A 9,829-nucleotide genomic window follows, 5' to 3' on the forward strand; every position below is an offset into this window, starting at 1 on the left:
CAACCCGTCACGAAAATCCCATCCCCTCTCTTCCTCTCGAGCGGGCTGCGGGCGCGACGCTACCAGTCGGGGCGCCGCGGCCGCTCCGCATTCACCCGGCACTTCCGGCGCAATGCCTCGATAGCCGCCTCCTGCCGATCGATCTTGCGCCGGAGCCGGTCGAGATCCGGAGCCGCAACCGCAAGCAGGCCGTCGAGCACCCGCCCGTATTCCGCCTCGTCCGCGCCGGTCCACCGGCTCATCCGCCGATGATAGTAGCGGGCCTTCGGGCGCCGCCGGATCGTCTCGGCCTCGGCCCGGTCGCGCAGCGTGCGTTCGGCAAGGGCGAGATTGCGATGCGCGTCAGCCAGCGCCGCCTCCATGTTCGCCAGCATAGAGCGCAGGCGATCAGGGCTCATCATCGCGCCCTCTATCGTCGGATGGCTCCAGATCGAGTGTTTCCTGAAGAAGGCGCGGCGGAATCTTCTCCTCCGATCCCTGCCAGGCGATACGGCCATTCCTCCAGATCGTTACGAAGCCGCCGCCGACCGTCCGGGCGGGCGGCGGCTTCGCCTCGAAATTGAGGCAGCCGAATTCGGCTGTAGTCGCCGAGAACACCCTGGTCTTGCGGTCCTCAAGAAGCACGCGGTCGCAGGTGCCGGCGGGGCGCTTCACGCGCCGACACGAGAGGCCGATGCGAAACCGTTCATAGGCGCGCTGTTCGTTTTCCGGCGGCGCGTGCCAATGAATGCAGTGCTTGCATTGGGGACGCCGATGATCGGCAGGCTCCTCGAGCGGAGGGCCGCCATTGTGACCGGGTCTCGTTGGTTCGGTCATGGCTGGCCTCCCGCATCGAAGGGCGGCCGCAGCAGCCACAGCCGAAGCTCCTGCCGCATCCGGCCGATCTCGCCGTTGATCTCGGTGATGCGCGCATCCGCCGTGATATGGCCGCCCTCGCGGAAGAGGCCGACGAAATGGCGCATGACCTCGAGATAGAGACGGCCGCCGACAAGGGCGACATTCCCGAAGGTTTGCCGCCGGAAGTCGCTGAGCGAGGCGATGTGCATCCCCGGATGCTCGCCCGAGGGCATGACGCGGCGCTGGGTTTTCGGGGGAGGCCATCGCGTGCCGGCCTTCATGGCGTCGGCGCGCTTCTGGCTCATGCGCGCGTCATAGAGTTCGATGGTCGTCCGTGCCTCGCGAAAGCCGAGATGCGCCGACAGGAAGGCGAAGCTCGCGAGCCGGGCGTCCGGATCGGTCGCGCGCAACGTCTGCCAGAGCGGGCCGTCATAGCGCTCGATCGCCGGCATGCATTTCGGGCGTCGCGCTTACTGGCCGAGCAGGAGAGGATCAGCAGTCGCCGCGGAGAGGAAACAGTGCTCATGGCGTTGCCCTCCCTGCGGGGGGATGGGCGGCAACGATGCGCTGTACCACGACAGGCCGCGTGTCGGTCGCCTGCGCCAGGCGCTCGATCAGCGTGAGCTCGGCATCCGAGCACGGGCCGCGCACCTCGATGTCGACGAAGTGGCTGGCGCAAGCCGCCACGGAACCGCCCAGGCGGCCGTTGGCGATGGCGTGAATGCTTCCCTGCGCATCGAGGAGACGTAGCCGGGAGGAGAGGAAGAGGATGCCGGAGCCGAGATTGCCGCAGAACAGCAGCTCGTCGGCCTCAGCGGCGTTCGGGCCGCCCGCCTTGCGGCGGCCGATCTGGCGAAAGGCAGCCGCGAAGGTCGACGGGTCGCGGGTGATGCGGGCGGTCCGCTCCGGACAATAGACCCATGGCGGGCGCCAGGGATCGAGTTTGCCGACTTCGATCTGGTCGAGGAAGTCGGCGAAGCGTGCCGCGTCGGCGGGATAGGGGCAGGTGCGCCAGATCTCGCGGGCGCGATGGCGCAGCCTGTCCGGCAGGGCGAAGAGGCGGGCTCGGCCTTCACGCCAGCGCGCCGCGCGCTGGCTCCGGCGTTCCCGTTCGGCCGCGTCCCACGAGACGGCGCGGCGGGCCATCTCCTCCTCGACGCTGTGCTGGGTGACGGCGATGTCATCGGCGAAGAGAGGCAGCGCCTCGCGGGCGAGACGCTGCTTGCGCAGGAAGGCCGCCCGCTTGCGGGGCGTGTCTCCATAGGGTTCGGGGCGATGCCAGCGACGGAAGCGCATCACGCGGCCCTCCGGTCGGTCGCGCCGGTATCGGCATCGCTGCCGACACCGATCGCCGCGGTTTCCTCCGGCGGCAGGAAGGACAAGATCCAGTCCGCCGCCTTGCTGGCGAGCGATGCGGTGCGCATGATGGCGCGGTTGTCCTCGCGCACAACCTCCAGTAGCCGATGTAGTCGGCATGGCGCACGGTCGGCGCGATGCCGAGCGCCGCGCAACTGTAGGCGGCAGAAATCTCACCGCGTTATCTGAAAAGTCAAGCTGTATCAGTCGGGTTTTGCGACGGCGTTTGCCTGAAACCCGCGGGGCCGATCGATCTCGGCCCGTGAGACAGATTCGTGTAGCGCTCGGAGAGCGTGACGGCTGCTCAGCCGGCGCAACAAGACAGCTTGGCAACGTCCTTGCTAAACGACAGGGCCGCGAGCTTGAGGCCCTCGACGGTGGTGAGATACGGAAAGATCGTGTCCGCGAGGTCATCGACGGTGAGGCCCTGCCGGATCGCGAGCGTCGCGGTCTGGATGCTGTCGGCGCCTTCGGGTGCGAGGATATGGGCGCCGAGCAGGCGTCCGCTGCCGGCGTCGGCGACGAGCTTGATGAGCCCGCGGGTGTCACGGGCCGCAAGCGCACGCGGCACCTGGTTGAGACCGATCGCGGAGATCCGGACGGCATGCCCGGCTGCCCGCGCGGCGGCCTCGGTCAGGCCGACGCTGGCGACTTGTGGATCGGTGAAGACGATCGCCGGCATGGCGCTGTTGTCGTAGCGCAGGCTGTCGCCGTTGAGGGCATTCTTCGCGGCGAGCTTGGCACCGTAGGCGGCCATGTAGACGAACTGATCGTGACCGGTGACGTCGCCGGCAGCGTACACGCCCGCTCTTGTCGTGCGCATGCGGTCATCGACGAAGATGCCGCCCTTCGGCGAGAGAGCGATCCCATGCTCGGCGAGCCCGAGACCTTCGATATTGGGCGCGCGGCCCGTCGCCACGAGCACCTGGTCGGCGTCGATCGTGACGTCTTTGCCGTCGCGATGGACAGCGAGCGCAACACCGTCCGCGGTCTTGCGGATCGTCCGGTACGTGATGCCGGAAATCACCGCGATGCCCTCGTCCATGAAATACCCCGTCAGCGCCGTGCCGATCTCGGGTTCGGCCTCGGGAAGGAGACGCGAGCGGCACACCAGCGTCACCTCGACGCCGGAGCGTGCGAACATCTGGGCGAGTTCGGCCCCGATATATCCGCCGCCGATCACGAGCAGAGAGCGGGGCAGCTCCTCGAGTTCGAGCGCCGTCGTGCTCGTCAGATACGGCACGGCCGCGATACCGGGGATGGCAGGGACGGCCGGCCGCGCACCGGTCGCGATGATGATCTTGCCGGCGGGAATGGGCGCGCCGTCGACCTCCACGCCGCCATCGAAGAGGCGCGCCGATCCTTCGCGATAGGCGATGCCGTTGTAGGCTGGCAGCATGTCCACGTACTTGGCCTGACGCAGGTCGGAAACCAGCGCGTCTTTCTGGCGAACGGTTCCGCGCCAGTCGGACAGTTCGGCCTTGGCCGTGATGCCGGCGAAACGCGCTGCGGCTCGGGCATTGTGCAGCGTCTCGGCGGCGCGGATCAGCGTCTTCGAGGGGACGCAACCGATGTTGACGCAGGTGCCACCGATGGTGCCAGCGCCGATGAGAGCCACCTGGGCGCCCTGATCGGCAGCCGTGATCGCGGCCGAGAAGCCGGCCGAGCCGGCGCCGATGACGGCAAGGTCGTAGGAACCATTGTTGCGGCCATTCGTGCTAAGGCGCCGATCGGTCACGGGCCTGTCCGGCGATGCGGTATCGCCCGTCGATTGAGGCTCACTTCGTGTCTCGGCCGCATCGTTGCCGTCGCCAGCGATTGTGCCGATTCCGTCAAGGCTCGGCCCGAAGATCGCCCGACCTGCCTCCAGGGCTTCCTCGATCGACAGCCGGAATCCCGGCTCGTCTGCAGGAAGCTCCCGGTGCCACGCGGCGAGGTGATCGTCGGAGCAGAAGAAGGACGTTGCCGTGCACAGCGAGTTCGCAGCGCATCCGCCTTCGTAGCGGACGCTGAGCCATACGACTGCCGTCGTCGGCTCAACGTCGGCCAGAGCCCGGCCGCGGTCCTGCGTGGTGATCCGGACCGGCGCGCCGCAGTGGCGGCAGCGCGAGACGATCGAGACGTCGTGGTCGGTCATGGCGCCGATGCCGACCGCGTCGACCGCGCACATGGCATTGAGCGTGCGTCCATCCAGTGTGACCCGGTGGCCGGTGTCCTGGTCGGTGAAGGGATAGGCACCGACGATCTTGTCGCCGTCGAGCACGACAAGGTCGCGACGGCGGAGCTCTTCGAGCAGCGCGCGGACGGCTTCCTCGCTCAGCCCCGCACGCCTGGCAAGCGCGCTTGGGGTCGGGGCTCGCCCGTGTTCTGCGTAGATCTGTAGCAACGCAACGCGCACGCGATCCGTGGCCGCCTCGTAGCCGCTCCAGCGGTTGAGCACGTGGCCGGAGCCGACCATGGGCAGCAGGGCCTCCTTCACCACGGGTGACGAAACCACCGACCAGTCCGGAAACGTGACACCCGGCCGCACGGCAAAGCTCGGCACCGCTGCGGATGTAGAAACCGTCGCCTTGTCGCGGGACGCGGAGGATGCGCAGCAATTATTCATGGCTTCAGGCCTTCATTCAGAATCTTCGTGTTGGAACAGGCGACCTTTGCACGGCGATGATGGATGCCCCAGGCGACAAGCCCAAGGCCCGCGGCGATCGGGGGAAGCACGACCAGACCCGAACCCGTCAACCACGCGCCGAAGCCGGCCAACGGCAAGGTCACGGCAAGGAGTGGCGCCGCGCAGCAGATCGCGGCGAAGATGGCGCCCACCGTGCCGGCGCGGATCAGGGCGCGATCACTCATCTCAACTGCCTTGCTGCCCCGGGTGGGCCGGATAGCCGGCATTCATGCTGGCGGCCGCGATGGTATCCAGGTTCGTCTTCGCGTCGTCGAAGGTCACGGTCGCGGTCTTCGCCTCGAACGAGACGGTCACCTTTGCAACGCCGGGCACCGCGGCCATCGAGGTCTTCACGATGTAGGGGCACGAGGCACAGGTCATGTTGTCGACGGCGAAGGTGACGGTACGTTCAGCGGCAAAGGCGGCAGGCGCGGTCATCACCGACGCGATCAAAGTGAGAGCGCTCAAACTCTTCATGGGGCGGGATCTCCTCTTGGTGTCAGGCGGAAAGCAGTAGCGGGGCGACATAGTCGAATGCGAAGGCGGCCGCGACGAGCACCGTCGCAAACCAGAGCGCGATTTGCACGAGGCGGCTGCGGATCGGCCGTGCGCAGGCGGCATCTTCGGCGCAGGCCTGCCGCGGCTTCCAGTAGACGAGATAGAAGCCGTAGCCGAGAACGCCCGTCGTCCCGGCGACGAAGAAGGGCTTGTAGGGCGCGAGCGCCGTCAGATTGCCGATCCAGGCGCCACCGATGCCTAGGCTAAACAGGATGAGCGGGACGATGCAGCACGAGGAGGCGGCAAGCGCGCCGAGAATGCCGCCGACGGCGACCAGGCGCTGCCGTCCGACTTCGCCTCGCTCCGACGCGAGCACGTCGGTCGTGGCGGACGTCATGCCCGCCGTGCTGGGTCGCGATATATCCATATCCGATCTCGCTTTCCTTGCCGAAATCCTCATTGCGCAGTACCATGCGGTCTGTAGCGACTACAGGGTCAAGAGGGATTTTGGCGATGGGCGATCACGCTGGCGTGAAGGGACTGCAGCGGGCTGAACTCGCCCGGCGGACGGGCAGCAATCTGGAGACGGTGCGCTACTACGAAAAGGTCGGCCTTCTGCCCGAGCCGCCGCGCACGGCGGCCGGCTACCGTAGCTACGACACGACGCATGAGCGGCGCCTTCGCTTCGTGCTGCGGGCGCGCGAGCTCGGCTTCTCGCTTGATGAAGTCCGTGAGCTGCTGCGTCTTGTCGACGAGCGTGACCAGCCCTGCGCCGAGGCAAGCGCGGTCGCCGCCGCGCATCTCGACGATGTACGCGCAAAGATTGCCGACCTGAAGCGCATGGAGCGGGTGCTCAAGGACGTAGTCGCGCAATGCGCCGGCGGCACCCGGTCGGAATGTCCGTTGATCGAGACGCTGTTCCAGGAGCGGACTGTCAACTGATCGGGTTGAGGGGCGCCTATGCGGCGCCCCTGGCGCTCAGGAGCTCGACCGTGGATTCCTCCATGGAATAGGCGGCCGAGCCGAACCGCCCGGTGAGATCGCGGTCGAGGCGGTGCTTGGCGCCGGAAGCGTGACCATTATGCCGATATCGGCATAACGGGCATTATGCCCGATTTCGTGCAGGGCCGTCCTGTGCCAGTTGATCGGCTCGAAATAGGCCTGCGGCGGCGGGACGACGACATAGTCGTGAGCCGGGACATAGAACGCCTTGCCGCCGCCGATCTGGAAATCGATGCCGGTCGCCTTGATGAGGGTCTCGACATTCGGCTCACCTCGTTCTCTTCCAGCATGATCCGCTGACGCTGGTAGGAGAACGTCAACTGGGCACCGACATAACGCTGCTCACGTTTGCACAGGACATCGCGCAGCCGATCCGGGGCAAGATTCAGCGGCCGATGCAGATCATCAGACCGGGCAGGGGTGATGGCGAATTGCCGGTTATAGCTCTCCATGAAGCGAGGCAGGAAAGCGTTGCCGTCGTCCATGTCGCAGATGCCCTCCAGGCGCAGATCCTTGATCAACCGGTCCTGTAGCGTCCGGTTCATCCGCTCGACTCGGCCCTTGGCTTGGCTCGAGTTTGCACAAAGGATCTCGATGTTTAGCTCGCAAAGCGCCCGGCCGAACTGCGTCATGCCCTGACCGCCCTTGGCATCCTTCTTCGCAACCCGGAACACCGAATGCTTGTCGGAATAGAAGGCGACTGGAGCACCATGCGCCTTCAGATAGAACTCCAGCGCTTCGAAATAGCTGAACGCACTTTCCGATCGTACGAACCGCAACTGCATCAGCTTGCCGGTCGCATCATCGATGAACACCAGCAATGAACATGGGTCACCGCGATCTTCGAACCAGCGATGCTCGGATCCGTCGATTTGCACCAGTTCACCGTAGGCCTCGCGCCGCAACCGCGGCTGATGGAACGAGCGGCGCTGCTTGCGCGACAGCCACAGGCCGGCCTCCACCATCCATTGGCGCAAGGTCTCGCGCGACACCGTCAGGCCATCAAGCTCCGCTAGCTTCTCGGCCGCCAGCGTCGGACCGAAATCCGCATAGCGCTCGCGCACGATCGCCATCGCATAATCGCGCACGCCGTCGCGAATCCGATTGTTCGATGGGCGACCGATCGCCTTGTGGCGGATCGATGCCGCACCGCCAGCGCTGATCCGATCCAGCAGTCGACGCACTTGGCGCGTGCTTAAGCCCAGGACATGTGCCGTCCACACCATCGTCATACGGCCGTCGATCACCTTCGACAAAACCTCAATCCGCTGCAGATCGCGCTCGCTCATCGCAATCAATCCCATCCGCAATCTCCCACGTCATCAAAACCCGGGGAGAGTGACATTCTTACTTTGCCGGATCAGGACATTTTAACTTTGCGGTGTGAGTTCTCGGCGAAGTGCGACTTTGCAGCGGCTCAGGTTAGCCTGACCTCCTCGGCGCCGTCATCATCTTTTGCCGGAACACTTCAGAGGGCGTCTTGAAGCCGAGGCATTTGCGCGGCATTCTTGCCGCGGCTGCCATGGCGTTTTCGAGTGTCTTCGTCGTCACCAATGCGCTGAGGCTCAGGACCTTCCGCCCGCCCGTCGCGGCGAGCGCGGCCGCTGCATCGAAGCAAGGCGTCCGTCCGGTCCCGGCGATGCCCTGACGGAGGTCGTCATGAAGATCGGACAAGCCGCGCGTTCTTCCGGCCTCTCGGCCAAGACCATCCGCTATTACGAAGAAACCGGCCTCCTCCCAGCGGCGCGTCGAACCGAAGCCGGCTACCGCGTTTACGACGAACGGGATGTGCACATGCTCCGGTTCATCCATCGCGCACACCGGCTCGGGTTCTCGATAGGAAGCATTCGCCAACTCCTTGCCTTGTGGCAGGACAGGAATCGCCGGAGCGCAGAGGTGAAGGAACTCACGCTGGCGCACGTGGCCGCGCTTGACATGAAACTTCTCGGTCTTCAGTCCCTGAAACGGACACTCGAGCACCTTATCGCGTGTTGCGAGGGTGACGATCGCCCGGATTGTCCGATTCTCGAGGACTTGGCTCGTCAGTCGGGAAACGATATCGCTTCAAGCATCAACTGACCGCTGGCAAATGGTGTGCCTGCTAACGACGGCGCTGAGGTCGATCCCATTGTTGTTTCTGCATTCGCCTTGATCAGATAATTGGCTGCACAAGCGAAGTAGGCGTGTCCATTGTCTTCGACCGTGGCGCCGAGTTCACGGATTGGCCCTACCCCCTCGGGCGGGTCCGCCCCATTTTTCGTCGACCACTCGGTGCCATCAGCGTATGGCTTCCAGGACGTCATGATGAGGGCCGGGGGTAACCCGAAGGAACTCTTGGGCGCAGGGCGGCAAGACCGGTCACGCCCACGTTCCAGCTCCCGACGGGGACCTGGGCCGGCAGGCGCATGTGATACATATTGGCGCCCAGGCGCTGTCCGGCGGCCATGAAGGCATCGGCATAGTTGAGCCGCTCATTGCCCTGAGTCAGGACGACGAGTCTTTCACCCTGCCTGACGCCGGACATCCTGAGCTGATGCAGGCAGATTTCGGTAAAGCTGGCTTGATCCATTTCAGTTTCCTCCCTTGTGGGGCCTAGGCCCGGAAATCAGCCACTGCGTTCACAAAGCCCTCGAGATTGTCCCAAGGGATCATGTGACCCGCATCCTTGACGATGCGGACTTCGATCTTCGGCGCGAGAGCCTCGATTTCAGCGATATCGGACTCCCCGATCACCTGGGCGGCGCCTGCCACCACCAGCCGGATCGGTAGCCCGATCACGGGCAGGTCGAGATGGATATCTTGGTATGAAACCCGTCATAAGCGGTCCTGATCGCGTCGAGCTGACAGGTGTGGAGCCACTCGGCCCGCAGCGAATTCTGCTCATCGGTCCAGGCGGGACAGAAGGCCTTCATGTCCTCACCCGAACAGCCCCTTTGCGCCATGAGGAGTGAACCCTCATACCAGTTCCAGGCGGACGGATAGGCCCGACGCCCCGGCCCAGACACCGGCGGATCCAGGAGCACGAGCCCGGAAAACGCCGCGGGATCGATTCTAGCGCCGATCCGCTCCCAGCTGAAGCCGGGCGGGGAGGGGCAAGTCCTGTTCATCGTCTCCCGCGACAACGGCGCCAAGGAATACGAGATCGAGCTCAAGGGTGGTTACCGGCTTTCCGCCGAACTCGCTGGAGGCATCAAAGCCCTCGAGGGCGTGGTGGATGTCCGTCTGAACTGAGGACGAATCAGCACCCCGTGAAAGGTTTTCGAGCGAGGTTGCATGCCGCCTTTTCAACCAAGCCGATAATGACTTTCGTCGGCGCCGTTGGTCCCTCTCGCATTTATCTTGGTTCCCCCTCCCTGCGCCGGGCGTATAAGTATGGTGTGCCCTTCGCACATCTTAGAGTCCGTTTGGAAAGTCAGGGATGGGCATTCCGGCGTAGGAGGTTGCCGCCCATGGCGACGAGGATCATGG

At 65.1% G+C, this 9,829-nt stretch carries 13 protein-coding genes and 4 pseudogenes; 2 read left to right on the forward strand and 15 right to left on the reverse strand.

Going from position 1 to position 9,829, the window contains the following annotated elements; genetic code table 11:
• Positions 1-59: 59 nt before the first annotated feature.
• The 9 genes and pseudogenes from PV773_RS24180 to PV773_RS24220 all read right to left on the reverse strand — a co-directional run bounded on the left by PV773_RS24180 (position 60) and on the right by PV773_RS24220 (position 5,756).
• Positions 60-401 carry a hypothetical protein gene (locus tag PV773_RS24180; protein WP_347968822.1) on the reverse strand — a complete coding sequence of 114 codons (342 nt, stop codon included), beginning with the start codon at positions 399-401 and terminating at the stop codon, positions 60-62.
• Positions 388-816, reverse strand: coding sequence for a hypothetical protein (locus PV773_RS24185; RefSeq protein ID WP_347968823.1), 429 nt, complete (start codon positions 814-816; stop codon positions 388-390). The genes PV773_RS24180 and PV773_RS24185 overlap by 14 nt, the downstream gene beginning before the upstream one ends.
• Positions 813-1,289 carry a hypothetical protein gene (locus PV773_RS24190; protein WP_347968824.1) on the reverse strand — a complete coding sequence of 159 codons (477 nt, stop codon included), beginning with the start codon at positions 1,287-1,289 and terminating at the stop codon, positions 813-815. Before PV773_RS24190 ends, PV773_RS24185 begins: the two co-directional genes overlap by 4 nt.
• Positions 1,290-1,359: 70 nt before the next feature.
• On the reverse strand, positions 1,360-2,133 hold the full coding sequence (locus tag PV773_RS24195) for a hypothetical protein (RefSeq protein ID WP_347968833.1): 774 nt from the start codon (positions 2,131-2,133) through the stop codon (positions 1,360-1,362).
• Positions 2,133-2,368: pseudogene (locus PV773_RS24200) on the reverse strand (zincin-like metallopeptidase domain-containing protein); the annotation flags it as partial. The pseudogene PV773_RS24200 and the gene PV773_RS24195, both read right to left, overlap by 1 nt.
• Positions 2,369-2,497: 129 nt before the next feature.
• A complete protein-coding gene (gene merBA / locus PV773_RS24205) occupies positions 2,498-4,801 on the reverse strand; it encodes a bifunctional organomercurial lyase/mercury(II) reductase MerBA (protein ID WP_347968825.1) in 2,304 nt (767 codons plus the stop codon).
• Complete coding sequence (locus PV773_RS24210) at positions 4,798-5,046, reverse strand: mercury transport protein (RefSeq protein ID WP_347968826.1); 249 nt, start codon at positions 5,044-5,046, stop codon at positions 4,798-4,800. The genes merBA and PV773_RS24210 overlap by 4 nt, the downstream gene beginning before the upstream one ends.
• A gap of 1 nt (position 5,047) precedes the next feature.
• Complete coding sequence (locus PV773_RS24215) at positions 5,048-5,338, reverse strand: cation transporter (protein WP_347968827.1); 291 nt, start codon at positions 5,336-5,338, stop codon at positions 5,048-5,050.
• 22 nt (positions 5,339-5,360) lie between these two features.
• Positions 5,361-5,756: a mercuric transporter MerT family protein gene (locus PV773_RS24220; protein WP_347968828.1), complete on the reverse strand. Its 396-nt coding sequence runs from the start codon at positions 5,754-5,756 to the stop codon at positions 5,361-5,363.
• 116 nt (positions 5,757-5,872) lie between these two features.
• Between PV773_RS24220 and PV773_RS24225 the strand changes: the two genes are divergently transcribed.
• Positions 5,873-6,301, forward strand: coding sequence for a helix-turn-helix domain-containing protein (locus PV773_RS24225; RefSeq protein WP_347968829.1), 429 nt, complete (start codon positions 5,873-5,875; stop codon positions 6,299-6,301).
• Positions 6,302-6,317: 16 nt separating this feature from the next.
• Here PV773_RS24225 and PV773_RS24230 read toward each other — a convergent pair.
• From PV773_RS24230 to PV773_RS24240, 3 genes and pseudogenes are all read right to left on the reverse strand, one after another.
• A pseudogene (locus PV773_RS24230) lies at positions 6,318-6,631 on the reverse strand (zincin-like metallopeptidase domain-containing protein); the annotation flags it as partial.
• Positions 6,625-7,665, reverse strand: a pseudogene (locus tag PV773_RS24235) (ISNCY family transposase); the annotation flags it as partial. The pseudogenes PV773_RS24230 and PV773_RS24235, both read right to left, overlap by 7 nt.
• Before the next feature lie 118 nt (positions 7,666-7,783).
• Positions 7,784-8,035 (reverse strand): hypothetical protein, encoded by a 252-nt coding sequence (locus tag PV773_RS24240; protein ID WP_347968830.1) that lies wholly within the window; start codon positions 8,033-8,035, stop codon positions 7,784-7,786.
• Here PV773_RS24240 and cueR point away from each other — a divergent pair.
• Positions 8,021-8,440, forward strand: coding sequence for a Cu(I)-responsive transcriptional regulator (gene cueR, locus PV773_RS24245; RefSeq protein ID WP_347968831.1), 420 nt, complete (start codon positions 8,021-8,023; stop codon positions 8,438-8,440). The two genes, PV773_RS24240 and cueR, sit on opposite strands and share 15 nt — an antisense overlap.
• Here cueR and PV773_RS24250 read toward each other — a convergent pair.
• From PV773_RS24250 to PV773_RS24260, 3 genes and pseudogenes are all read right to left on the reverse strand, one after another.
• Complete coding sequence (locus tag PV773_RS24250) at positions 8,404-8,664, reverse strand: hypothetical protein (protein ID WP_347968834.1); 261 nt, start codon at positions 8,662-8,664, stop codon at positions 8,404-8,406. The genes cueR and PV773_RS24250 overlap by 37 nt on opposite strands.
• Positions 8,665-8,708: 44 nt before the next feature.
• A pseudogene (locus PV773_RS24255) lies at positions 8,709-8,930 on the reverse strand (leucyl aminopeptidase); the annotation flags it as partial.
• A 23-nt stretch (positions 8,931-8,953) separates the two neighbouring features.
• Positions 8,954-9,139 (reverse strand): hypothetical protein, encoded by a 186-nt coding sequence (locus tag PV773_RS24260; RefSeq protein WP_347968832.1) that lies wholly within the window; start codon positions 9,137-9,139, stop codon positions 8,954-8,956.
• Positions 9,140-9,829 lie beyond the last annotated feature (690 nt).

Source organism: Mesorhizobium sp. CC13 (assembly GCF_039907765.1).
Taxonomy (GTDB): Bacteria; Pseudomonadota; Alphaproteobacteria; order Rhizobiales; family Rhizobiaceae; genus Aminobacter.

What these genes read in the sequence shown, in the direction of transcription:
- PV773_RS24195 (WP_347968833.1), bottom strand. Translation starts at nt 2,133, where the DNA reads ATGCGCTTCCGTCGCTGGCATCGCCCCGAACCCTATGGAGACACGCCC.
- PV773_RS24190 (WP_347968824.1), bottom strand. Translation starts at nt 1,289, where the DNA reads ATGCCGGCGATCGAGCGCTATGACGGCCCGCTCTGGCAGACGTTGCGC.
- PV773_RS24185 (WP_347968823.1), bottom strand. Translation starts at nt 816, where the DNA reads ATGACCGAACCAACGAGACCCGGTCACAATGGCGGCCCTCCGCTCGAG.
- PV773_RS24210 (WP_347968826.1), bottom strand. Translation starts at nt 5,046, where the DNA reads ATGAGTGATCGCGCCCTGATCCGCGCCGGCACGGTGGGCGCCATCTTC.
- PV773_RS24180 (WP_347968822.1), bottom strand. Translation starts at nt 401, where the DNA reads ATGATGAGCCCTGATCGCCTGCGCTCTATGCTGGCGAACATGGAGGCG.
- PV773_RS24250 (WP_347968834.1), bottom strand. Translation starts at nt 8,664, where the DNA reads ATGACGTCCTGGAAGCCATACGCTGATGGCACCGAGTGGTCGACGAAA.
- PV773_RS24215 (WP_347968827.1), bottom strand. Translation starts at nt 5,338, where the DNA reads ATGAAGAGTTTGAGCGCTCTCACTTTGATCGCGTCGGTGATGACCGCG.
- PV773_RS24220 (WP_347968828.1), bottom strand. Translation starts at nt 5,756, where the DNA reads ATGACGTCCGCCACGACCGACGTGCTCGCGTCGGAGCGAGGCGAAGTC.
- PV773_RS24225 (WP_347968829.1), top strand. Translation starts at nt 5,873, where the DNA reads ATGGGCGATCACGCTGGCGTGAAGGGACTGCAGCGGGCTGAACTCGCC.
- merBA (WP_347968825.1), bottom strand. Translation starts at nt 4,801, where the DNA reads ATGAATAATTGCTGCGCATCCTCCGCGTCCCGCGACAAGGCGACGGTT.
- cueR (WP_347968831.1), top strand. Translation starts at nt 8,021, where the DNA reads ATGAAGATCGGACAAGCCGCGCGTTCTTCCGGCCTCTCGGCCAAGACC.